Genomic DNA, 22,588 nt, shown 5'->3' with positions numbered 1-22,588 from the left:
TCCTCCCCCGAAGGGGAGGAGGTAGCTGCCTGCATCAGTAAGAGAATAAGCCTATCAGCCTCACTCGGCCTCTTCGACGACGGCCTCGGCGGCGCGTTTCTGGACGGATCCGATGCAGTTCTTCGCGCTCGACTTCGATTTGTAGGTTTCCGAGCGCACCATGATCTCGCCATTGGCGGCGCGGAAGCGGACGAAGGTTTCCCCATTCTTGGCGCGGTCGATCTCGAAACGATAACCGCTGCCGGTCTCCTCCTTCGTGAGGTCGACGACGGGGGCGGCAGGAGCATTCTTCTTCAGCGATTCGACGCAGTTCTTGGCGCTTGCCTTCGAGGCATAATTTTCCGACCAGACCATGATTTCGGCATTGTAGACGAACTGGACGCGAAATTCGCCCTTCTCGGTCTTGACGATCTTGAACTTGTGCATGCCCGTTTCCCCTGTCGTTTCACCCATCGGCTTATGATTGCATGCGAATGCTAGCGTGCGATGGGCGCGTGGGCAAGGAGGGGTCGGAAACCCAGGAAGAGGAGAAGCCATGGCACCGGTGATCTCGTCGCGCGAGCGGAGAGATCGGCGGGAGCGGGACCGACAGCAGAGACATGCACAGTCTTAGTGAATTGGGTGAGCCTCGCGAAGGTTTCGCCATCGATGGCGATGCGAGGATTGAGGCGGGTCCGGTCCGGTAATATTCGAGCGGCATGCCGTGCCTGGCGACATGGTCGTTCGACGCCCTGATCGCCTCGGCGACGAGCGCTTCACTGTCTGTCAGCTCATGTGGCTCTCGGGCTTCGATCGACAGGGATGGTCTCCGTTGCTGCGCAAAAACCAGCACGGCTTCGGCTCGTTGAGAATGGGCCCATCAGCCCTTTCCCCGCCCATCATAGGCCTCGCGTGAAGCAAGGATCGCGTCCTTGTGTTCCCGCGACCATTCGACCAGCCCGGCCGTTATGGCCGAAAACCCGAGGCCGTGGGTCGTCAGAGAATAGGTGACCGAGGGAGGGTTGGTGGGTTCGACATGGCGGTCAACCAATCCGTCCCGTTCGAGACGGCGCAATGTGAGCGTAAGCATGCGCTGGGTGACGCCCGAAAGCGCGCGCTCGATCTCCCGGTAGCGGCGCGGGCCTGTCGAGAGTTCGGCGATCACCATGACCGTCCATTTTTCACCAAGGCGATCAAGTGTCAGGCGAAGGCCGCAATCCTCATGATCCGGTGTGCCGCAAGGTTCGAGCGTCTTGGCCGCGGGCTGTGTTGCGGCGAACATCAATGTGCCTCCTTACGTAGTTCCGGTGGTCGCAATAAATAGATGCGCCCGCAACGAAAAGGACGCAACCCATGATACTGCTGACTGGTGGCTCCGGCCAACTCTCCTCCCTCATCGCGCAAGGTGCCAAAGACGCCGGCCTCAACATCTGCATTGGCAGCCGCCTGGCAGACGAGGCGGGGCCAGATCGACGTCGGATCGATTTCGACGATCCACAAACGCTCGACTTCAGCGACGTCGAAACGCTAATGATGATCTCCGCCGGTTACGGGGAAGACGATGTCGTGATCAGCCGCCATGAGGCTGTAATCGCAGCTGCTGTCAGCTTCGACGTGCGGCATGTCGTCTATACCAGCCTCAGCGGGACGGGCGACCACCTCGCCTTTGCGCTCGCCCATCGGTGGACAGAGAAGCGGCTGAAGGACAGCGGCCTTGCCTGGACGATCCTGCGCAATGGTCTCTATGCTGAGTTGATCGGGGCACTTGCCGCGCCGGTCGATGGACTGATCCGGGCACCCTTCGGCACTGCGCCTATTTCACCGGTGGCGCGGGAAGATCTGGCCGATGCCGCAGTGACGGTTCTGAAGAACCCGCAGGTTCATGCAGGTCGCATTTACGAACTGTCGGGAGTGGAAGCCTGGACTATCCCCGATCTGGCAAGTGTCCTCGGCGCCACATATCAGCCGTGGCGCCTTGAAGAGATGCGGGCGTCCCTGGCGGGTGCGCCGCTCAAGCCCTTCCAGCCACCGATGCTGATGTCGATCTATTCGAGTGCGGCTGCAGGATTTTTGCAGGCGGAGAGCACGGACCTTCCTGTCCTTATCTCGGACCCGCCACGGCAGACCTTGCCGATCGCGGCAGAGGCTGCGCGGGCGTCAGGGTGAGATGAGGAAACGGGAGCCTTTAAGCAAGGCCCCAGCCCTCACTCGTCGCTCATCTTCAGCGCCGCGATAAACGCTTCCTGCGGGATCTCGACCTTGCCGAACTGGCGCATGCGCTTCTTGCCGGCCTTCTGCTTGTCCAAGAGCTTGCGCTTGCGGGATGCGTCGCCGCCGTAGCACTTGGCGGTGACATCCTTGCGCATCGCCGAGATCGTTTCACGGGCGATCACGTTGCCGCCGATGGCGGCCTGGATCGGGATCTTGAACATGTGGCGCGGGATAAGGTCCTTCAGCTTCTCGCACATGTCGCGGCCGCGCTTTTCCGCCGCCGTCCGGTGGACCAGCATGGAGAGCGCATCGACCGGCTCGCCATTGACCATGATCGACATCTTGACGAGGTTGCCCTCGCGATAGGCGTCGAGATGATAGTCGAAGGAGGCATAACCCTTGGAGATCGACTTCAGCCGGTCGTAGAAATCGAAGACCACTTCGTTGAGCGGCAGCTGATAGGTCAGCATGGCGCGCTTGCCGACATAGGTGAGTTCGGTCTGGATGCCGCGACGGTCCTGGCAGAGTTTGAGGATGCCGCCGAGATAATCGTCCGGCGTCAAGATCGTCGCCTTGATCCACGGTTCGTGGATCTCGTTGATCCGCACGACGTCGGGCATGTCGGCCGGGTTGTGCAGCTCGCGCTCTGTGCCGTCGGTCATGAACAGCTTGTAGACAACGGACGGTGCGGTCGCGATCAGGTCGAGATCGAATTCGCGCTCGAGGCGCTCCTGGATGATTTCGAGGTGAAGCAGGCCGAGGAAGCCGCAGCGGAAGCCGAAGCCGAGCGCGGCGGACGATTCCATTTCAAACGAGAAGGAGGCGTCGTTGAGGCGAAGCTTGCCCATGGCGGCGCGCAGGTCTTCGAAGTCGGCGGCGTCGACCGGGAACAGGCCGCAGAACACCACCGGCTGGGCCGGCTTGAAGCCTGGCAGCATGTTGGCGGTCGGGCGCTTGTCCTCGGTGATGGTGTCGCCGACGCGGGTGTCGGCCACTTCCTTGATCGAACCGGTGAAGAAGCCGATTTCGCCCGGGCCGAGTGAATCCACCGCAACCATTTTCGGGGTGAGCACGCCGACGCGCTCGACATTGTATTTGGCATCCGTGCCCATCATCCGGATCACCTGGCCCTTGGTCAGCACGCCGTCGAGCACGCGCACCAGAACCATGACGCCGAGATAGGTGTCGTACCAGCTGTCGACCAGGAGCGCCTTCAAGGGGGCCTTTTCGCCACCCTCGCTCTTCGGCGCCGGCAGCTTGTGGACGATGGCTTCGAGCACGTCGGGAATGCCGAGACCGGTCTTCGCCGAAATCAGCACGGCTTCCGACGCATCGATGCCGATGACTTCCTCGATCTGTTCCTTGATCCGCTCGGGTTCGGCGGCCGGAAGGTCGACCTTGTTGAGGACCGTCACCAGTTCGTGATTGTTGTCGATCGCCTGATAGACATTGGCAAGTGTCTGGGCTTCGACGCCCTGGGAGGCGTCAACCACGAGCAGCGAGCCTTCGCAGGCAGACAGCGAGCGCGAGACTTCATAGGCGAAGTCGACGTGTCCGGGCGTGTCGATCAGGTTCAGCACATAGGTTTCGCCATTATTGGCCTTGTAGTGCAGACGCACCGTCTGGGCCTTGATGGTGATGCCGCGTTCCTTCTCGATCTCCATGTTGTCGAGGACCTGTTCCGACATCTCGCGATCGGCGAGGCCGCCGGTCGACTGGATCAGGCGGTCGGCCAGCGTCGATTTGCCATGGTCGATATGGGCGACGATGGAGAAGTTGCGGATATGGTCGAGAGGGGTGCGATCGGTGCTCATGGCTCGCGCATATAGCAGCGAGCTTGGTCAACGCCTAGCGGGAAATTGACGCGATAGGCTGGAAAGCTTGGCTTTTAGACGCAGAATTGTTCCGGCCAGTCGCGGCGGGTGGCGACCTGGCCATCGGTTCTGAGGCGGCGGACGGCGTCGAGATCGATTTGCGTGATCAGCCAGTGGCTCTCCTCGACCTCGTCGCTCTCGCTTTCGGCATAGATGCCATTGGGCGGCATGCCGTAGTCGGAGGGCACGTAAAGGGCGGCACGGCCACGATTTTCGTCGAGTGCGGGTGACCAGGGCGCGGTGCCGGCCGTGGGGGAGGAAAGAATGGCGATCTGGTTTTCGAGCGCCCGCGCCTGGGCGCCGATGCGCACGCGGTAAGCACCGGCCAGCGTGTCGGTGCAGGATGGGGCAAGGATCAGATCGACGCCCTGTTCCGCGAGTGTGTGGGCGAGCATCGGGAATTCGTTGTCGTAGCAGATGAGGATGCCGAGTTTGCCGAGCGGCGTGTCGAGGGCGGTGAGGCCATCGCGTCCGGCAGCGATCCCCCATTGCTCGCGCTCGAAGCGGGTCATGATGATCTTGTCCTGATGACCGACAAGGCCATCGGGTCCGAAGAGGAAGGCGCGGTTGCGGTATTGACCATCGGGGTCGAGCACGGGTGCCGAGCCGGGCTGGAAGACGATCGAATGGGTGCGGGCGAGCTCCTCGCAAAGTTCGACCCAGGCCGGGATCGTGGGCTGGATGCCGGCAATAGAGCCGTGCAGGTCAGACCGTGTGGCGGCGTCGAGCTGGCCGGCGAGCACCAGTCCGGCATATTCCGGCAGGAGCACGAGTTTCGCGCCACGCTCAACGGCCTGATGCACCAGTTGCGTCAGATGGAGGACGTAATCTTCCCAGCTTTCGATGAGCTCGATCTTGTACTGACAGGCGGCAAGGGTAAGGACTGTCATGCGCTGAGATCCCGGATCCAGAAGGAAAGCGGCTTCGGACTTTCATGGGTTTCATCGAGGTCGCGCCAGGTGAAGGTGGTGCGAAGCTCGGGATGATGGGTGTAGCCGCGCTTGCCCCAGAAGGCATCGAGCGGCTGATAGTCCGCCGGCCGGCGCGGGTGCTCGGCAGGGCGCTCGACGGCGCAGAAGGTGGCGTAGCGCAGGCCGAGCTTCTTCGCCTGCGCCTCGCGGCCCTCGAAGAACTTCACGCCGATGCCGCGGCCGCGATATTGGGGCAGAAGCACGCTTTCGCCGAAATAGAAGAAGTGTTCGGGATCGAAGCCTGCCGCAAGGAAAGGGCGTTGAACCTCTTCGGTCTCGCCTGCCATCGGCGTGCCCGTCGCCACCCCGACCACCTGGTCGCCATCGATGGCCAGCACGAAGACGGAGCCTTCAGACCTCGCATAGGTCGACAGATAGGTCTGCTCGTAATCCGGATTTCCCTCGTACAGATAGGGAAAGTCGCGAAAGACGGTGGATCTGAGCCGCGCGAGGTCGCCGAAGAAGGGTGTCGCGTCGCTGCCGGAAAAGGATTGGATCGTAAGCGTCATAGAGTGTTTTCAGTCCGTTGCGGAGTGGTTATACCCGTCTGTGACGACCTGAGAAAGCAGTTCCACGACGAGGAGTGATCGATGACCGCCGCCGCCACCATCCGTGCCTATTACGATGCCTTCAATGCCGGCGACATGGACCGATTCCTCGCGCTCCTGACCGATGACGTGGCCCACGACGTCAACCAGGGTGCCCGCCAGACGGGCAAGGAAGCCTTTGCGAAGTTCATGGACCACATGAACCGATGCTACAAGGAAGAGCTGACCGACATGGTGGTCATGGTGAACGAGGACGGCACGCGGGGTGCTGCCGAATTCATCGTCAACGGCACCTATCTCGCCACGGACGAGGGCCTGCCGGAAGCCAATGGACAGACCTACCGCCTGCCTGCCGGCGCCTTCTTCGAAATCCGTGACGGCAAGGTTGCCCGTATCTCCAACTATTACAGCCTGCCCGACTGGATCGCCCAGGTCGGCGGCTGAAGACATTCAGATATGGAAAAAGAGCCGTCCCGTTTCGTGGGACGGCTCTTTTCTTTCGCCGGCATCATGCCAAGGCGTATCGATCAGTTGACCGACCAGTCGCGCTTCACGTCGTCGGCGTTCTTGGCCAGATGCACGTGCTGATCGACATGATCGACCCAGTCGAGGGGAATGTAGTGGTGCTGACCGTCAGCCGAATCATTCTTGGTCAGCTTGATGCGGCTTGCGCCATCCATATGGTCGACAGTGCCGACATGGGCGCCGTCCTGGGCCAGAACTTCCATGTGTTCGCGGATCTGATCTGCAGAAATCATCTGATATCCTCCTTTGGATGTTTCGATGCCTGAGAAAGTCGCGACCGGGGGGATTTGTTCCGGTCGGGACTTCCGGTCTCAGGTGGAAGATCAGCGGAACATCCGCCGCCTATGCGCATTGTCAGGGACCCCCCCACGCGAGATCCCTTGCGCGACAGCGAGACATTCATGCTTCCGAGAATTGCGATCATCGGCACGGGTCCAACCGGCCTCTACACCTTCAAGCGACTGATCGAGGCGACAGCTCCCCTGTCGATCACCCTCTACGAGGCGGAGGGTGAACCCGGCAAGGGCACGCCATACCATCCCGATATGAATGATCCGGCCATGCTCTCCAATATTCCGAGCATCGAACTTCCCGCCTTTACAGAAACGCTGGCCGAGTGGCTGCGGCGGCAGGATGATGAAAGCCTGGTCCGCCATGGCATCCGCCGCGAGGCGATCGACGAGCGGGAATTCTATCCGCGCCTGGTGCTGGGCGATTACATGCAGGCGCAGTTCGAGCGCATGCTGACGCTGGCCGCCGAACGCGGTCACGAGATCACCGTGCTGGCCCGTCACAAGGTGGCCGACATCGAGATCCAGGCGGATGCGATCCGGTTGCGGGTTTCCCATCCGGACGGAGAAGACGACGCGAGTTTCGATCACGTTGTCATGGCGACCGGTCACAACTGGCCCGAAAGCACGGAAATCCGTCCCGGCTACTTCGTCTCGCCCTGGCCAGCGACGGTGCTCCAGTCCATCCGTAACGAGGCGGTCGGCATTCTCGGCACGTCGCTGAGCGGCATCGACGCTCTGATGACGGTCGCAACCGCGCATGGCATGTTCTACGCTGATGCGGCGGGCGACCTGCAATACCAGCCCGCCGAAGGCACGCAGGACTTCCGGGCGACGCTGATGTCGCGCAAGGGCATCCTGCCGGAGGCCGATTTTTATTGTCCTCTGCCCTATATGGAGCCCGAGGTCTGCACCGAAGAGGCAATCGACGCCCTGATCGCGACGGGTCGGCACGATCTGCTCGATGATGTCTTCGATCTCTTCCGCCGCGAGATCGTCGCGCGCGATCCCGACTACGCCGCCAGGATCGGTTTGTCGCAGTTGACGGTGGAGAGTTTTGCTGCGGCCTATTATGCCGACCGGACCGAGAGCGATCCTTTCGTCTGGGCAGCGAAGAACCTGGCCGAGGCCGAGGACAACAGGGTGAAGCGCTACACGGTGCCGTGGCGCTATGCGATCCTGATCACCCACGAGATCGTCGCCCGTGTGATTCCGCATCTGGACGAGAACGACCTCAAGCGTTTCCACCGACACTTCAAGGGTATTTTCATCGACGACTATGCAACGGTGCCGCTGATGTCGATCCGCAGGCTGCTTGCGCTGTCGCGCGCGGGCAAGCTTTCCATCCTGCGGCTCGGCGAGGACTACCGGATCCGCACGGCCGAGGACGGTCTGGAGCGAGGCGCGGAAGTCGAGGTGTCAGGCACGGTGCATCGCTTCGGCGCCTTCATTGATGCGACCGGCCAGGATACCCTGTCGGCCACGGATCTCCCCTTTCCGACCCTCGTCGCCCAGGGTGGCGTGCGCGAAGCCGCGACACCCAGGGTCGAGACAATCATGTCCCTTGACCGGGATCCCGATATGGTTCGGACAGGCGGCATCGACGTGGACGAATGCTATCGCCCGCGTCTCGGCCTGATGTCGCAGGGCCGGCTTTATTGCGCGGCGATAGCCTTCCTGCTGCACAAGGAGCCCTTCGTTCAGGGCATCACCAGTGCCCGGGACATCGGCGAGACAGTTGGCGATGCAATCCTCAAGGACATTTTTGAGGTCGACACGCCGCTATTTCAGATCTCGGCGTAAACGGCATCATCGACGCGGATGGTCACGGCCTCGGCCGGCGCTGCATAGACGCCGAGATTGCGCTTGTTGTGGCGCATGATGCCGCGCAGCACATCCGGCTCTTCCGCCATGCCGGGCTGCGCGACAAGCGTCATCCCACAGCGACGCGAGGCCTCCGTGACGCGGATGTCCGTGTCGCCGATCCTGACGACATGACCCACCCAGTCGTTTTCGAGGAAACCATCCCCGTCGTCGGTTTCGATCAGCACGGAGGGGCGAAAGCGCCTTGCATCGAGCGGCGGGAGGCTTGCGCTTCCGGCAAGCGCCTGAAGGGATGCCGATGTCACGAGGTGAAGGGGCGCCGGCTGATATCGGTTGGAGACAACGGGAAAGCGGTAGTCACCCGCGCCAAGGAGCCCGACCGCAACCGGGAAGCCGAAATGCTCTGCCAGTCGATCCGCCAGTGCGTCGTCATCAAGTGCATGCTCCGCCCCGTCGGCGAAGTGCATCACCGGCAGTCCGGTTGGCGCTTGCGAGGCGGTGACGAAGAGTGCGGGACGCCAGCGGGTCTCCCGTTCGGGGGCTGCGGCTAGACCCGTTGCCGGGTCGAACAGGGCGAATTGCCGGTCACCTGCGATCCCCTCGGGGGAAACCGTGATCGAGGCAAGCGATTCGCCGCCAACCGAACTCACCGGATAGCGCCAGACTTCCCGCACTCGACCGATTCTTTGCATGATGGTTCCCCGTTTCAAACGATCACCATACGCGGGATAGTCGCATTATGTTCCCGGAATTCTGCGTGGCAGCACCTTTGCCTGCGTGCTCGTCCTCAGGTCCAGTCAAGCACGATCTTGCTCGCCTTGCCAGCGCTCGCGAGTTCGAAGGCTTCGGCATAGTCGTCCACCTTCATCCGGTGGGTAATGACCTTGCGGATGTCGAGGCCGCTTTCGAGCATGGCGAGCATCTTGTGCCAGGTGTCGAACATCTCGCGGCCATAGATGCCCTTGAGCGTTACCATGCGGAAGACGACCTTGGAGAGATCGAAATGGAAAGGTCGCGCGGGAACGCCGAGAAGCGCGATGCGCCCGCCCATGACGAGATGGTCGATCATCGGGTCGAGGGCGGCCGGCGAGCCGCTCATTTCGAGCCCGACATCGAAGCCTTCCTTCATCTTCAGCTTCGTCATCACGTCGCGCAGGTCTTCCTTGGCGACATTGACCGGATGCACGTCGGCGACCTCTGCCGCGAGCGCCAGGCGCTCCGGATTGACGTCGGTGATGACAACGTGGCGGGCGCCGACATGACGGGCGATGGCCGCCCCCATGATGCCGATCGGACCGGCGCCGGTGATGATGACGTCCTCGCCGACGAGGTCGAAGGCGAGCGCCGTATGCACGGCATTGCCGAGCGGATCGAGGATCGCGCCGATCTCGTCGTCGATCGTGTCGGGCAGCGGGATGATGTTGAAGGCGGGGATCCTGGCAAATTCGGCAAACGTGCCCTGTACGTTGACGCCGATGCCCTTCGTTTCCGGATCGAGATGATACTTGCCGGCGCGTGAGGCGCGGCTGTTCATGCCGACGAGATGACCTTCGCCCGAGACCCGCTGGCCGACGCTAAGATTGCGGACATTGGCGCCGACGGCGACGATCTCGCCGGCATATTCATGGCCTGTTATCATCGGCACGGGGATGGTCTTTTGCGCCCACTCGTCCCATTTGTAGATGTGCACGTCCGTGCCGCAGATGCCGGTCTTGTTGATTTTGACCAGCACGTCGTCAGGCCCAATTTCGGGAACGGCTGCGTCGATCATCCAGATGCCGACTTCGGATTTCTGCTTGGAAAGCGCCTTCATGATCAGATCATCCCGATGGTCTTGCCTGCATCGATGAATGCGGCGATGGCGGTATCGATATCGGCCTCGGAAAGCGCTGCCGACATCTGGGTACGGATGCGGGCCTGCCCCTTGGGCACGACGGGAAAGAAGAAGCCGGCGACATAGACGCCGCGCGCATCGAGTTCGGCGGCAAGCTTTTGGGCAAGCACCGCGTCATGGGTCATCACGGGGATGATCGGTGTCTCGCCGGGTAAAAGCTCAAAGCCAGCCTCGGTGAGGCCCTGGCGGAAGCGCCTGGTATGGCCGGTGAGCTTTGTGCGCAGTTCGTCGGCGCTTTCGGCGATCTCGATCGCCTTCAGTGAGCCGGCAGCGACAGCGGGTGCAAGGCTGTTGGAGAAGAGATAGGGCCGCGCGCGCTGGCGCAGCAGGTCGATGGCGGCTTTCGGGCCGGCGATGAAGCCGCCCATGGCTCCACCAAGCGTCTTGCCGAAGGTGCCGGTGATGATGTCGACACGCGTGCCGACACCCGTCAGCGTCGGCGTGCCCTTGCCCTTGGTCCCGAGATGGCCGGTGGCATGGCATTCGTCGATCATCACCATGGCGCCGTATTTTTCGGCGAGCGCACAGATCTCCGGCAGCTTTGCGACATAGCCGTCCATCGAGAAAACGCCGTCGGTGACGATCAGACGGAAGCGCGTACCGTCGGCGATTGCCTTCTTCAGCTCGTCTTCCAGCCCGTCCATATCCGAATTGGCATAGCGGTAGCGCTTAGCCTTGGAGAGGCGCACGCCGTCGATGATCGAGGCATGGTTCAGGCTGTCGGAAATGATGGCGTCTTCCGGGCCCAGCAGCGTTTCGAAGATCCCGCCATTGGCATCGAAACAGGCGGCAAACAGGATCGCATCGTCCTTGTCGAGATAGCGCGCAATCGCCTGTTCGAGCGCGCGGTGAATGTCCTGTGCGCCGCAGATGAAGCGGACCGAGGCCATGCCGAAGCCATGGCTGTCGATCGCAGCCTTGGCGGCCTGTTCGATATCGGGATGATTGGCGAGGCCGAGATAATTGTTGGCGCAGAGATTGATCATCTCGCGCGTGCCCTTGGCATCACGCACCTGTATGCGGCCCGATTGCGGACTGACGATCTCGCGTTCGCGCTTCAGAAGCCCGTCGGCTTCAATGCTCTTAAGGGTTTCGGTAATATGGTCGAGAAAGCCGGTCTGCATGGGAAATCCCTCAATGCTGATAATTCCAGCATATCGGAATTTTGCCCTCCGGCAATCGATATTTTGGAATTGCCTTTTCGTCTACCTGTGTAGCACGACCAGCAGGCCTTTGCCGATATCCGTTCCGACATTGTGGATCGCATGCGGAACATCGGCGCGGTAACGGGCGGTCTCGCCGGCCCGGATGACGGTCTTGCTGCCGCCGCTCGAAATCTCGAAACCATCGGTGAAGGCGGTGAAATGCTCGAAGGCGCCGATCGAATGTGGCTGGCTGATCAGCGCGCCGCCGGGATCCATTTCGAGCTCGTACCATTCCGTCTGGCCGGCGAGCCGGGGCGAGCTCAGGATCTTCAGCCGGCAGGACCCGTCAGCGCTGCGGATCACTGGCGTGTGCATGATCGAGGTCACCTCGATCTCTTCGCGCCCGGCGACCGACGTGCCGTTGCCGATGAGATCGGACAGTTCGACTTCCATCGCCTGGGTAAGGCTCCAGAGCACGGCGAAAGTCGGATTGGCCTCGCCCCGCTCGATCTGGCTGAGCATCGACTTGGAAACGCCCGACAGCGTGCCGAGCTGTTCGAGCGTCAGCTTGCGTGCCTTGCGCTCGCGTTTGATGGCCGGGCCGATCTCGGGAGTGTGCTGCTGCATCGGATTGTCCTGCGGTCTTGACGGCGGGGCGGTCGTTTCTTTTACGCCGAGGGTGAGGCATGAAGAAAGAGGGGGCATACGAAAGCTTGACTCCATTATGCGCCCATGAAATTCTCGGATAATGGAATCTGAAGATTGCTTCGAGACACATGTCGCCGAGCGGCTGAAGCGTCTGCGGGTCGGGCGCGGCTTGACCCTCGACCAGCTGGCCGAAGCGTCCGGCGTCAGCCGGGCGATGATTTCGCGCATCGAACGCACGGAGGCAAGTCCGACGGCCGCGCTGCTGGCGCGGCTCTGCTCGGCGCTCGGTGTGTCCCTCTCGGTCTTCTTCGCCAGCACGGAAGCAGAGCCTTCGCCACTCTCGCGCCGGGTCGAACAGCCGATCTGGCGCGATCCTGAAAGCGGCTATCTGCGCCGCGCCGTCTCACCGCAAGGCACGGGCAGCGGGACCGATATCGTCGAGGTCGAGTTTCCGGCCGGTGCCGAGCTTCGGTTTCCGGGACGCCCGACCGGGCGCAGCCAGACCCAACATGTCTGGGTCTTCGAGGGCGTGATCGAACTCATTGTCGGAGACTTGGTGCATCGGCTGGAGGCAGGAGACTGTCTCTTCATGAATGTCGGTGATGTGCACGGCTACCGCAATCCGACCGACCGTGCTGCCCGCTATGCCGTCGTCATTTCCCTCGGACCCTGATCACTCCCGACCACAGGACTTGAACCATGTCTGCCGCCAAGCCCGAAATTCGCCTGCTCTCCGAAACCGACGCGCTCGCCGTCCTGAACGACCTTTGCGAGGCCCTGTCCGACTGTGTGGACGACGGGGCTTCCCTTGGCTTCATGCCACCCTTCACGCCCACGGATGGGAAAGCCTTCTGGGAAGGGGTCGCAGACCGCGTCGGGCGCGGCGAGGTGCTCCTCTATGGCGCCTTTATCGGGGACCGCCTCGTCGGCACGGTCCAGATCGGGTTTGCCTCGAAACCCAACCAGCCCCACCGCGCGGATCTGATGAAGTTGCTTGTGCATCGTGATGCTCGCGGGCTCGGTCTGTCCAGGATGCTGATGGCCGCAGCGGAGGCCGGCGCGGCCCGGGCGGGTCTGTCCTTGCTGGTCCTCGATACGGCTGCGGGCGAACTGGCCGAAACACTTTACGAGAAACTCGGCTGGCAGCGCTCCGGCATCATTCCGAACTATGCGCTTTTCCCCGACGGACGCTTTTGCGACACGGTGATTTTCTGGAAGGCCCTCTCCTGATGGGCGCAGCGCAAGGTGTTGAAACTCACCCAAAAAACGTCAGCGCCAAGCCCTTTCCATAGGCATGGTCTTCTGCTTATCGTCTGCCGGAATTCAGATAATCAGGGGAACGTGGAACAAGATGGTTGCAACGAACAGTTTGAAATGGATCGCCCTGGGATTGGCGATGGCCGTGGCCTCGCCGGCTCTTGCCGCCGACGTCACCTTCGTGATGCGCAACGACCACCCGAATGCCGTCGAGCTCGAGCTTTACAGCCAGGACCGGAACCACATCTGGCCGGGCGACAACCAGGTTTACTATCTGGATGACGGCGAGACCAAGCAGATCCCGCTTTCCTGTGAAGAAGGCGAGTCGATCTGCTACGGCGCCTGGATCTCGGGCGACAAGCAGACCTATTGGGGTGTGGGGCCTGAAAATGCCGAGACATGCGAAGACTGCTGCTACACCTGCAGCAGTGGCGAGACGGAACAGATCAACCTGACCGAGTAGAATCAATTCGGCGGGGGCCGAGGGGCGGGGGCAATTTTTTTGGTCGAATGACCAGGAAAATTGCCCCCTTTGCACTTGTGGCCGAGGCTCCGACAAGGCAGATTTTCCTTCAAAACGACCAGAGGGAAATCAATAGGCATGCGGGTATTCTATTCCGAAAAGCACAAGCTGCGCGACGCCAAGACCGAGCTGCATGGCGGTTTGCTGGTCAAGCCGTTCGAGGGACCCTTCCGCGCTGAATGGGTGCTGGCGGGCGTGAAGGACGCGGGCTTCACCGATGTGCGCGCACCGGCCGAGCACGGGCTGGAAACGGCGCTCAAGCTGCACGATGCAGGCTATCTCGAATTTCTGCGCACCTGCTGGGATCGCTGGCAGGCGCATGGTTTCGAGGGCGAGGCAATCGCGACCTCCTTCCCCTGCCGGCGCAGCCAGACGGGCCGCGTGCCGAAGAACATCGACGGCGCCGTGGGCTACTACACCAATTCGGCCGAAACTTCGATTTCCAAGGGCACCTATGAGGCAGCGATCGCCTCGATGGATGTTGCCTTGTCCGGCGCCGACTGGCTGAACGAGGGCAGCCGCTTCGCCTTCTCGCTGTGCCGCCCGCCGGGTCACCATGCCGGTATCGACCTCTTCGGCGGCTACTGCTTCATCAACAACGCCGCCGTCGCCGCCCAGCGCCTTCTGGATCATGGCGCCAAAAAGGTCGCGATCCTCGACGTCGATTTCCACCATGGCAATGGCACACAGGACATCACCTATCGCCGTGGCGACATCTTCTTCGCCTCGCTGCATGGCGAGCCGGAAGACGCCTTCCCCTTCTTCCTCGGTTACGCCGACGAGACCGGTGAAGGCGAGGGCGAAGGCCTGAACGCCAACTATCCCATGCCCTCGGGCACGCCCTTCGAGATCTGGTCGGCAGCCCTCGAAGACAGCCTGAAGAAGATCAAGGCCTATGGGGCGGAAGCAATCGTCCTCTCGCTGGGCGTCGACACATTCGAAAAGGACCCGATCAGCTTCTTCAAGCTGACGAGCCCCGATTACATCCGCATGGGCGCGTTGATTGCCGCAAGCGGCGTGCCGGTGCTGACGGTCATGGAAGGCGGCTACGGCGTGCCCGAAATCGGGCTCAACGTCGCCAATGTGCTGATGGGTCTGGAGGACTGAACGCTCCTCCTTGTCGTTCGCATGGAGGCCCCGCCATGCAGCAGGGGCCTCCAGCTGCTTCAGGGCCTGGTGACGATGACTTCCAGATAGTCGCTCGGCACCACCATTGTGCCGTCGGTTGCCCGGTTGAAGCGGCCGATCAGCTCCAGGAGATCCTGGCTGAGAGCCGCCTGGCCCTCGTCTGGCAGCGCCGTAAACGCCTTGCGCACCGGCCCGTACCAGGTCCGGAAAACCTCCAGCCAATGATCAGGCGAACGATAGCGGAAGGTGAAGACCTTCCGTTGTGTGGCGACGGTGCCGGCGGATGAGAACAGCGCATTCAGTCGGGCCTCTGTCCCCCACGAGGCCGGCGAAAGCACGCCGGGCGGTGGCGGCAGATGCTGACCCATCGTACGGAACAGCTGGCCAATGAAGCCGTCCGGCGTCCAGTTGGCCATGCCGATGCGGCCAGCCGGACGACAGACCCTGAGCAATTCCTCGGCGGCTTGATCCTGGTTCGGCGTGAACATCACGCCGAAGGTGGACAGGACCACGTCGAAGGCGTCGGTCTCGAACGGCAGGGCCTCGGCATCGGCCGTCTGGAAAGCGACCGTCAGGCCGTCCGCTTCTGCCCGCGCCCGGCCGCGCTCCAGAAGTGCCGGAACATAGTCGGTTGAGGTGACCACCGCCCAGCGACGGGCGGCGGCAAGCGTGGCATTGCCGTTGCCGGCGGCGACGTCGAGCACGCGCTCGCCGGCCCGCAGGTCGAGTGCTTCGCATAGCGTCTCGCCGACGATCTGCAAGGTCGTGCCGACAACGGCGTAGTCACCAGATGCCCAGGCACCCTGCTGGCGGGCCTTCAGCGCGACCAGATCGGGCAGGGGAAGCGAGGCGACGGGTGCGGGGCTGGCGGCGGTCATTGCAGCATTTTTCATGGTCTCTCTCCTTCTGGTGGAGTGAGAAGTGTCGCGGCAGGATCCGTGCGGGGCCAGTGTAGGAACTGTAGTGCGGCCGGTACAGAAAATGGACCGTCAGAGCGGTGCCGTGGCAAAGGAGCTGCGCACCATCCACGCGCCGATGGTGGCGGCCATCGCGGGATCGCCGACCAGGGTAATCCTGTTGCTGGCGATTTCGGCGCGAAGGCTGGAAAGCCCGATCCAGGCAGACGTGAGCGCCTTCAGATCGGCTGTCACGAAGAGATCGACGTCATGCCCGGGATCGGTGGAGCAGAGGTCTACAGGTTTGCCCGGCTTGCATAAGAGCCAGTAGCTCTGCTCGTCGCGTGGCAGTTCCGGGTAGATGAAGCAGATGACGCTGCGACGCGAGGCCGGCAGAGAGGCGGGATTGATCTTCCGGCGCATGTTCCACATCAGGAGGCGCGCATCGAGTTTCTCAAGTGTGACATCCGCATCGATATTGCGGTGCGCCCATTGGCCGAGCGCCCGGACGATCGGCTCCAGCTCGTCGGCGATTGCGGTGGTTCGATAATTGATCTCGCCCGAGGTGGGATGCTGGGCGCGCAGGACGAGGCCGCGGTCCTCCATCTCTCTGAGCCGCTTCGACATCAGGGTCGGCGACATGCCGGGCACGCCGCGACGGATCTCGTTGAAGCGGGTGGAGCCGGACCACATTTCGGACAGGAGGAGCAGCGTCCAGCGCGGCTCCAGCACCTCGCAGGCCTTCGCCACCGGGCAGAACTGATTGTAGCCCTCGCTCACCATCCCGGCCTCCAGGCGGCCATCATGCGCCCCGCAGCCCATGGCCGTCCAGTACAGATAGTGTAGCAAACGAAAACGCCCCGACCGGGGGCGGGGCGTTCGTTGCATCACGTTTGGATGAAGGCCTCAGAGCGTGCCCTGGCGCTGCTGGATCATCTGGTAGGTGTCGAAGCTGTATTCGGCGATCTGGGCCCAGAGATAGGCGTCCTGCTTGAACGCCTGCTGGCTGTCGAAGAGCTTCTTGAACCACTCGTTCTTGGCCGAGAGATCCGCATAGGTCTCCTTGGCAGCTTTGTGGCAGGTGTCGAGGATATCCGAAGAGAAGGCGCGCAGCTGGGCGCCGCCGGCGACGAGTTCGCGCAGGGCTGCTGCGTTCGAGGCGTCATAGCGGGCGAGCATGTGTGCATTGGCCGCCGCACAGGCATCGGTGAGGATGCGCTTGTAGTTTTCCGGCAGGCCGTTGAACTTGTCGAGGTTGAAGAAGGCGTGCACGGTCGGGCCGCCTTCCCACCAGGCCGGGTAGTAGTAATAGGGTGCGACCTTGTAGAAGCCGAGCTTCAGGTCGTCATAGGGACCGACGAATTCTGTGGCGTCGATCGTGCCCTTTTCCAGTGCCGGATAGACGTCAGAGCCGGCGATCTGCTGCGGGGTGACGCCGACCTTGGCCATGATCTCGCCGGCGAGCCCGGCGATGCGCATCTTCAGACCCTTGAGGTCATCGATCGTCTTGATTTCCTTGCGGTACCAGCCGCCCATCTGGGCGCCGGTATTGCCGGCCGGAAGCGCATAGAGCTTGTGGGTGGCGAGGAACTCGTTGAGCAACTCGTTGCCGCCGCCGGCGGTGAACCAGGAATTGGTCATGCGGGCGTTGAGACCGAAGGGAATGGCGGTGCCGAGCGCAAAAGCCGGGTCCTTGCCGATATAGTAGTAGCAGCAGGTGTGGCCCATTTCGACGGTGTCGGCGGTGACGGCATCGGCCACCTGCAGCGGCGGGACGATTTCACCGGCCGCGAAGACCTGGATCTCGAACTGGCCGTCGGTCGCCTTCGAGACGCTTTCGGCAATATCGGTCGCGGCCCCGAAGATGATGTCGAGGCTTTTCGGGAAAGACGAGGCGAGGCGCCAGGTGACCTTGGGGTTTTCCTGCGCAATGGCGGGCGCTGCAAGTGCGGCTGCTCCGACGCCGGCAATACCGGCCTGTTTGAAAAATTGACGGCGGTTCATGATCTCTTGCCTCTGATGATATGCACTCCTCCAGCTCCCGCGGCGGGTCTAGTCTCGCGGGCGAGGGAGTGCAAGGGCAAAAGCTCACTAAGTTGTCCGGCAACCCGACCAAATTTGCGCTTTGTTTCGTCGGATCATTGTTCCACGCAAGGAACCGTCAGCTTGCGCCCTGCAAGCGCGGATCGTCCTGTGCCGGATTGTAGAAGAGAGACAGGACGAGGCTCTTGGCAATCCGCTCCGCACTCGCCATGAACCAGCCATGGGCTTGCGCGGACGCGTCGATCTGGGTGAGCGTGTCGGAGAAGAGCTGCAGCCACTGAAGGAAGAGCCCTTCGGTTATGCCATCCACCCCGTGATGCGCCATGACGGGCTTGCCGCCATAGGCGCCGGTCTTGAAGGCGACGGAGCTCCAGAAGGCCTTCATCTTCACCATGTGTTCGGGCCAGCGCCCGGCAAGGCGACCCTCGAAGACCGGCCCGAGATCTGCATGGCGGCGGATGTTGCCGTAAAAGGTCTCCACCAGGCGCTCGATGAAGGCTGCATCCACGCCCATGGCCGCCATGTCCGCTTCGGCACGGGCGGTAATCTCGGCGCGATGGGCGGCACGGCCCGTGAGATCCGTGGTCATGCTGTCTCTCGTTCTCGGTGACTGTCGCAAGGTTGATGCGCTCGCCGAAGGAGATGGTCCATCCGGCATCTTGATTCAAGCAGAAATCTGCCCTAAGTTTAGAACAATTCTAAAACAGGTGTTTGAATCTCATGTTCAGTCTCTCCCTCAAGGGCGGCAAGCGGCCCTTCGATCAACTTTCCGAACAGGAAATCCTGGCACTCGCCATTTCCTCAGAGGAGGATGATGCGCGGATCTACCTCGCTTATGCCGATCAGTTGCGCGCCCAGTATCCGCAATCCGCCAAGGTCTTCGAAGACATGGCGGAGGTCGAGCACACCCATCGCAACATGCTGATCGAGATGCATCGCGATCGTTTCGGCGAGCGCATTCCCTTGATCAGGCGCGAGCACGTGCAGGGCTTTTATGACCGTAAGCCCGACTGGCTGCGCCAGAACCAGACGCTCGATCAGATCCGTGACGAAACGATGCGAATGGAGGAGGGGGCCTACCGTTTTTATCACGAGGCCGCCCAGCACACCTCCGACGCCGGCATCCGCAAGCTTCTTGGCGATCTCGCCATGGCCGAACAGGGCCATGAGGAGATCGCGACCATGCTCGGCGACCGGCATCTGCCGGAAGATGTGCGCGAGACGGAAGACGAGACGAAGAAGCGCCAGTTCATCCTCACCTATGTCCAGCCGGGCCTTGCCGGCCTGATGGATGGTTCAGTCTCGACACTCGCGCCGATCTTCGCGGCGGCCTTCGCCACCGGCGATACCTGGTCCACCTTCCTGATCGGTCTCTCGGCCTCCGTCGGCGCCGGCATTTCCATGGGCTTTACAGAAGCTGCCCATGACGACGGCAAGCTCTCCGGTCGCGGCTCGCCGCTGAAGCGGGGCCTTGCCTCGGGGATCATGACGGCGCTTGGCGGTCTCGGCCATGCGCTGCCCTATCTCATCCCGCATTTCTGGACCGCGACGATCACCGCGATCATCGTCGTCTTCTTCGAACTCTGGGCGATCGCCTTCATCCAGAACCGCTACATGGAAACGCCCTTCTGGCGCGCGGCCATGCAGGTGGTGCTCGGCGGCTCGCTGGTGCTGGCCGCCGGCGTTCTGATCGGGCAGGGATAACGAGGGCACTGCCACGAGCGGTCGGTCTCAGGCCATGGTCTTCAGCTGCCGAGGCATTTCCGCCGTCTGATACATCGAGAGCGTATGCCCGTCGGGGTCGGCAAATTCCGCCGACCAGCCGCCCGGCGAATGGCTGACGGGTGTCACGATTGTGACACCCTGTTCGGCAAGCCCTTCGACTATGTCGTCGATGCCTCCTTCTTCGAGATCGAAGACAATGACCGGGGAGTTGCCCGGTTTGCTTTCGGCCTGGAAGAACAGGAGGTCGATACCGTTGGCCGTCGAGGCGATCAGCCAGTCGGGTTCACCCGGCTCGTTTTGCATGCGCTGCAGGGGCAGTCCGAGCGCCTCGCCATAAAAGCGGGCAGTCCGTTCGATGTCGGTGACGAAATAGCAGATGTTGTTGAGCTTCTTGGTTTTCAGCATGGAGAACTCCAGTGTTGGAACGCGAACGCCCTCATGTTGCCGCAGACCGCAACTTCGTGAGATTGAGGTCAAAACAAATGAGATGACCGTCCGGATCATGGGTTGCGAGCCGGGCGCCGGGCCGCAGCACCAGCGGCCGCAGCGACCGCCGGATCGAGCCGAAGGCCAGCTGTCCGGAGAGGCGCTCGGAGGCTGAACCCGAAAGCCCGGCGACGCGCAGCCGCTTGCGGATCTCGCAGATGCGCTGCCGGAGCGTAACCTCGTTCACCGAGAGCAGATGCCGGATCTCGACGTGGGTCTGGCCATTGACGGCAAGCAGAAATGTCGTTCGAAGCGCAGGCGGCAGAAACTGCGCATGACGAGTGAGCTCCTGTGGCAGGGTCGGATCGCTCGCAACCGACTGCTCGAACATGAAGGCGCTTTCCCGCTGCCGCCGACGCATGGCCGACCGCGCCAGGAACGCGCTGCGATGACGCAGAACGCCACGGATCCAGCGCATGTTTTCCGGCAGTGAAAGATCCGCCCGACCGGCAGAAAGTGCTGCGACGAGCGCGTCCTGAAGCAGGTCTTCTGCCTCTTCAACGCGTCGGGTATGCCGTCTCGCCTCCTTGAGAAGCTGTCTGATCTGTCCGCTCTGCACCGGATCCCCCATTCGGCCGGATGGTGGCAGATAGCGCTGAAGCCGACAAGCGCGCGACATTTGGATTGGCGATCTCGGACGATTGCGCCAGGATGACAGTCACACGTCTGCAATCATCCGTCGTTATTGCGCATCCATGAGAGCCTCTCCCGCGACCATTGGTCTGGGCGTCACCATGACCATCGGTTACGGTACGCTCTACTATTCCTTCTCCGTACTCGCTCCCGAAATCGCCCGCGAATTCGGCTGGGGCCAGAGTTTCGTCTTTGGTGTCTTTTCCTTCGGCCTGCTCGCGGGAGCGATCGCTGCGCCGATCCTCGGGCGCCTAGTCGATCGCTTCGGTGCACGGCTGGTTCTCTGTCTCGGCTCGGTCACGGCCTCTGTGGCGCTCGCCCTGTTTGCGGTGATGCAGAATGCCTGGCAGTTTGCGGTGATCACCCTGGTGGCAGAATTCATCGCACTCGCCGTGCAATATGATGCGGGGTTCGCGGCCCTTGCCCAGACCCATGGCCGGGAGGCCCGAGCCCACATTACCCTTGTGACCCTGATCGCGGGCTTTGCCTCGACAGTCTACTGGCCGCTGCTGCAATGGCTGCTGACCTGGATGGACTGGCGCGATGTCTATCTCGTCCTCGCCGCCATGAACCTCCTGATCGCACTGCCGATCCATTGCGCCTTGCCGCGAGCGAGGGGCGCCGCAGAGCCGGTCTCCCGCCTCGGGGAACCGAGCGCAGAGGTGAACCCGGACGGAGAGCGGAAACGCCGGATGGTGCTGATGGCGACGGCCTTCGCGGCGGGCGGCTTCGTTGTATCAGCGGTCGGCGCAACGCTTCTCGTCCTGATGCGCGACCTCGGTTATGCGACCACGTTGGCGACACTTGCCGGCAGCCTCATCGGACCGAGCCAGGTAACGGCGCGACTGATCGAGTATTCCAGGCGAAACCTCTTCTCGCCTACCATGACGGCGATCATCGCGGCTCTTGCCTTGGCACTCGGCCTCTTCGTGCTGGCGGGTGCGCTCATTCAGCCCTTCGCGGCTTTCGCCATTGCCTTCGCGGTGTTTTACGGTGCGGGCCAGGGTCTGACGTCGATCGTGCGGGGCGTGCTGCCGCTGCATTACTTCGGGGCGGCCGGATATGGCCGGACCATGGGCACGCTCGCATCGACGCGCATCGTCGCGTCGGCAATCGCGCCGGTCTCGGTGATATGGCTGAACGAAACGGTGGGGCCATCGGCAGCGCTTGGCGCACTGGCTGGCATGGCCTGTCTGGCGGTCCTGGCGACACTCGCGCTGACGCGACGGTGAAGAGGGCCCCGATTGCCGACCCGATTACTGCAATGCGCCGACCAGCACGTCGGCCGTGCCGTTCTCGATGGTCACCCAGCGGCCGCTGTCAGTGTTCGACTGACGCTTGAGGAAGGCGTAGCGCGTCTCGGTCCAGAGCTTCACGTCGTCGTTGAGATTGTCGAGCACGAAGTCACCCGACTGGGTGCGGACCGTGAGGACGGCATGGCCTTCGCCATCGGGCTTGCGGACGACGGTGATCAGCAGATCTGCGGCCGAAAACCCGGCTGCCATCAGCTTCTTGCGCTTGAGCAGCACGAAGTCTTCGCAGTCGCCGAGATCGACGGGATAAGCCCAGACCTCTTCGCGCCCGTAGATTTCCTCGTCGGTCATCGGGATGATGGCGTGATTGACACTGGCATTGATGTCGCGAACCAGGCTCCAGCCGTGATCGGTCACCTTGGGAGGGGTCGAGGGACGGTTGCGAACGGCGCATTCCTGCGGAAGGGCCTTGCAGAATTCGTAGTGGCCGATCGGTTGGGAAGTCACGCTGCCGGTGATCATCGATCGCAGCGACTGCGGTGCCGAAAAGCCCGCATGGGCAGGTGCGAGAATCGCAACTGCGATGATGAGCGCCTTGATGGCGTGCGAGCCGTTCGTCATGAACACGTCCCCTGTATCCTTAACAAAAGGTTAAGATTGCAGGGCGACGTAAGTCAACGGCGCCGATGGTCTCCACCGGCGCAATTCATCCACTATGGTTAAAATGCGACAGTT

The 22,588-nt window shown here is 62.2% G+C and carries 26 protein-coding genes; 9 read left to right on the top strand and 17 right to left on the bottom strand.

Features of this window, described 5'->3' with window-relative positions; genetic code table 11:
• Positions 1 to 60 precede the first annotated feature (60 nt).
• Positions 61 to 426: a YegP family protein gene (locus LJE98_RS20280; protein ID WP_370660303.1), complete on the bottom strand. Its 366-nt coding sequence runs from the start codon at positions 424 to 426 to the stop codon at positions 61 to 63.
• A gap of 433 nt (positions 427 to 859) precedes the next feature.
• On the bottom strand, positions 860 to 1,261 hold the full coding sequence (locus LJE98_RS04140; protein ID WP_229573573.1) for a winged helix-turn-helix transcriptional regulator: 402 nt from the start codon (positions 1,259 to 1,261) through the stop codon (positions 860 to 862).
• 71 nt (positions 1,262 to 1,332) lie between these two features.
• Between LJE98_RS04140 and LJE98_RS04135 the strand changes: the two genes are divergently transcribed.
• Positions 1,333 to 2,145, top strand: a complete 813-nt coding sequence (locus tag LJE98_RS04135) for an NAD(P)H-binding protein (protein WP_229573572.1) — start codon at positions 1,333 to 1,335, stop codon at positions 2,143 to 2,145.
• A 38-nt stretch (positions 2,146 to 2,183) separates the two neighbouring features.
• On the opposite strand, the gene lepA is transcribed toward LJE98_RS04135, so the two are convergent.
• The 3 genes from lepA to LJE98_RS04120 form a co-directional block, all read right to left on the bottom strand.
• Complete coding sequence (lepA, locus tag LJE98_RS04130) at positions 2,184 to 4,004, bottom strand: translation elongation factor 4 (protein WP_229573571.1); 1,821 nt, start codon at positions 4,002 to 4,004, stop codon at positions 2,184 to 2,186.
• A 74-nt stretch (positions 4,005 to 4,078) separates the two neighbouring features.
• Entirely contained in the window at positions 4,079 to 4,954 is an 876-nt protein-coding gene (locus LJE98_RS04125) for a carbon-nitrogen hydrolase family protein (RefSeq protein WP_229573570.1), read from the bottom strand.
• Positions 4,951 to 5,544 (bottom strand): GNAT family N-acetyltransferase, encoded by a 594-nt coding sequence (locus tag LJE98_RS04120; protein WP_229573569.1) that lies wholly within the window; start codon positions 5,542 to 5,544, stop codon positions 4,951 to 4,953. The genes LJE98_RS04125 and LJE98_RS04120 overlap by 4 nt, the downstream gene beginning before the upstream one ends.
• Positions 5,545 to 5,625: 81 nt before the next feature.
• Here LJE98_RS04120 and LJE98_RS04115 point away from each other — a divergent pair, with 81 nt between their 5' ends.
• Positions 5,626 to 6,027 (top strand): ketosteroid isomerase-related protein, encoded by a 402-nt coding sequence (locus LJE98_RS04115; protein ID WP_229573568.1) that lies wholly within the window; start codon positions 5,626 to 5,628, stop codon positions 6,025 to 6,027.
• A gap of 83 nt (positions 6,028 to 6,110) precedes the next feature.
• On the opposite strand, the gene LJE98_RS04110 is transcribed toward LJE98_RS04115, so the two are convergent.
• On the bottom strand, positions 6,111 to 6,341 hold the full coding sequence (locus LJE98_RS04110) for a DUF2171 domain-containing protein (protein WP_229573567.1): 231 nt from the start codon (positions 6,339 to 6,341) through the stop codon (positions 6,111 to 6,113).
• A gap of 168 nt (positions 6,342 to 6,509) precedes the next feature.
• Here LJE98_RS04110 and LJE98_RS04105 point away from each other — a divergent pair, with 168 nt between their 5' ends.
• Entirely contained in the window at positions 6,510 to 8,201 is a 1,692-nt protein-coding gene (locus LJE98_RS04105) for an FAD/NAD(P)-binding protein (protein WP_229573566.1), read from the top strand.
• Here LJE98_RS04105 and LJE98_RS04100 read toward each other — a convergent pair.
• The 4 genes from LJE98_RS04100 to LJE98_RS04085 all read right to left on the bottom strand — a co-directional run bounded on the left by LJE98_RS04100 (position 8,186) and on the right by LJE98_RS04085 (position 11,888).
• On the bottom strand, positions 8,186 to 8,914 hold the full coding sequence (locus tag LJE98_RS04100; RefSeq protein ID WP_229573565.1) for an MOSC domain-containing protein: 729 nt from the start codon (positions 8,912 to 8,914) through the stop codon (positions 8,186 to 8,188). The two genes, LJE98_RS04105 and LJE98_RS04100, sit on opposite strands and share 16 nt — an antisense overlap.
• 95 nt (positions 8,915 to 9,009) lie before the next feature.
• Positions 9,010 to 10,035, bottom strand: coding sequence for an L-threonine 3-dehydrogenase (tdh, locus tag LJE98_RS04095; protein WP_229573564.1), 1,026 nt, complete (start codon positions 10,033 to 10,035; stop codon positions 9,010 to 9,012).
• 2 nt (positions 10,036 to 10,037) lie between these two features.
• Positions 10,038 to 11,240: a glycine C-acetyltransferase gene (locus LJE98_RS04090; protein WP_229573563.1), complete on the bottom strand. Its 1,203-nt coding sequence runs from the start codon at positions 11,238 to 11,240 to the stop codon at positions 10,038 to 10,040.
• A gap of 81 nt (positions 11,241 to 11,321) precedes the next feature.
• A complete protein-coding gene (locus LJE98_RS04085) occupies positions 11,322 to 11,888 on the bottom strand; it encodes a helix-turn-helix domain-containing protein (RefSeq protein ID WP_229573562.1) in 567 nt (188 codons plus the stop codon).
• 121 nt (positions 11,889 to 12,009) lie between these two features.
• Between LJE98_RS04085 and LJE98_RS04080 the strand changes: the two genes are divergently transcribed.
• The 4 genes from LJE98_RS04080 (at position 12,010) to LJE98_RS04065 (ending at position 14,796) form a co-directional block, all read left to right on the top strand.
• Positions 12,010 to 12,582 (top strand): helix-turn-helix domain-containing protein, encoded by a 573-nt coding sequence (locus tag LJE98_RS04080; RefSeq protein WP_229573561.1) that lies wholly within the window; start codon positions 12,010 to 12,012, stop codon positions 12,580 to 12,582.
• Between the two features lie 26 nt (positions 12,583 to 12,608).
• Positions 12,609 to 13,139, top strand: a complete 531-nt coding sequence (locus tag LJE98_RS04075; RefSeq protein WP_229573560.1) for a GNAT family N-acetyltransferase — start codon at positions 12,609 to 12,611, stop codon at positions 13,137 to 13,139.
• 166 nt (positions 13,140 to 13,305) lie between these two features.
• Positions 13,306 to 13,629 (top strand): hypothetical protein, encoded by a 324-nt coding sequence (locus LJE98_RS04070; RefSeq protein ID WP_229573559.1) that lies wholly within the window; start codon positions 13,306 to 13,308, stop codon positions 13,627 to 13,629.
• A gap of 138 nt (positions 13,630 to 13,767) precedes the next feature.
• Positions 13,768 to 14,796: a histone deacetylase family protein gene (locus tag LJE98_RS04065; protein ID WP_229573558.1), complete on the top strand. Its 1,029-nt coding sequence runs from the start codon at positions 13,768 to 13,770 to the stop codon at positions 14,794 to 14,796.
• 59 nt (positions 14,797 to 14,855) lie between these two features.
• On the opposite strand, the gene LJE98_RS04060 is transcribed toward LJE98_RS04065, so the two are convergent.
• The 4 genes from LJE98_RS04060 to LJE98_RS04045 all read right to left on the bottom strand — a co-directional run bounded on the left by LJE98_RS04060 (position 14,856) and on the right by LJE98_RS04045 (position 18,345).
• On the bottom strand, positions 14,856 to 15,710 hold the full coding sequence (locus LJE98_RS04060; protein WP_229573557.1) for a class I SAM-dependent methyltransferase: 855 nt from the start codon (positions 15,708 to 15,710) through the stop codon (positions 14,856 to 14,858).
• A gap of 96 nt (positions 15,711 to 15,806) precedes the next feature.
• Positions 15,807 to 16,562 carry a winged helix-turn-helix transcriptional regulator gene (locus LJE98_RS04055; protein WP_229573556.1) on the bottom strand — a complete coding sequence of 252 codons (756 nt, stop codon included), beginning with the start codon at positions 16,560 to 16,562 and terminating at the stop codon, positions 15,807 to 15,809.
• A gap of 57 nt (positions 16,563 to 16,619) precedes the next feature.
• Entirely contained in the window at positions 16,620 to 17,717 is a 1,098-nt protein-coding gene (locus LJE98_RS04050; RefSeq protein ID WP_229573555.1) for a TRAP transporter substrate-binding protein, read from the bottom strand.
• A 157-nt stretch (positions 17,718 to 17,874) separates the two neighbouring features.
• A complete protein-coding gene (locus tag LJE98_RS04045) occupies positions 17,875 to 18,345 on the bottom strand; it encodes a group III truncated hemoglobin (RefSeq protein WP_229573554.1) in 471 nt (156 codons plus the stop codon).
• Between the two features lie 131 nt (positions 18,346 to 18,476).
• Between LJE98_RS04045 and mbfA the strand changes: the two genes are divergently transcribed.
• Complete coding sequence (gene mbfA / locus LJE98_RS04040; RefSeq protein WP_229573553.1) at positions 18,477 to 19,460, top strand: iron exporter MbfA; 984 nt, start codon at positions 18,477 to 18,479, stop codon at positions 19,458 to 19,460.
• 27 nt (positions 19,461 to 19,487) lie between these two features.
• Here mbfA and LJE98_RS04035 read toward each other — a convergent pair whose 3' ends face one another.
• Positions 19,488 to 19,886 carry a VOC family protein gene (locus LJE98_RS04035; RefSeq protein WP_229573552.1) on the bottom strand — a complete coding sequence of 133 codons (399 nt, stop codon included), beginning with the start codon at positions 19,884 to 19,886 and terminating at the stop codon, positions 19,488 to 19,490.
• Positions 19,887 to 19,917: 31 nt separating this feature from the next.
• Positions 19,918 to 20,526, bottom strand: coding sequence for an RNA polymerase sigma factor (locus LJE98_RS04030; protein WP_229573551.1), 609 nt, complete (start codon positions 20,524 to 20,526; stop codon positions 19,918 to 19,920).
• A gap of 136 nt (positions 20,527 to 20,662) precedes the next feature.
• Here LJE98_RS04030 and LJE98_RS04025 point away from each other — a divergent pair, with 136 nt between their 5' ends.
• Positions 20,663 to 21,832 (top strand): MFS transporter, encoded by a 1,170-nt coding sequence (locus tag LJE98_RS04025; RefSeq protein WP_229573550.1) that lies wholly within the window; start codon positions 20,663 to 20,665, stop codon positions 21,830 to 21,832.
• Positions 21,833 to 21,856: 24 nt separating this feature from the next.
• Here the strand turns inward: LJE98_RS04025 and LJE98_RS04020 are convergent, their stop codons facing one another.
• Positions 21,857 to 22,474, bottom strand: coding sequence for a transglutaminase-like cysteine peptidase (locus tag LJE98_RS04020; RefSeq protein ID WP_229573549.1), 618 nt, complete (start codon positions 22,472 to 22,474; stop codon positions 21,857 to 21,859).
• Positions 22,475 to 22,588: the final 114 nt, after the last annotated feature.

The sequence above is a fragment of the Rhizobium sp. 'Codium 1' genome (genome assembly GCF_020889605.1).
Taxonomy (GTDB): Bacteria; Pseudomonadota; Alphaproteobacteria; order Rhizobiales; family Rhizobiaceae; genus Allorhizobium; species Allorhizobium algae.
The sequence above is the reverse complement of the archived record's forward strand: the minus strand, read 5'-3'. Positions and strand labels throughout refer to the sequence as shown.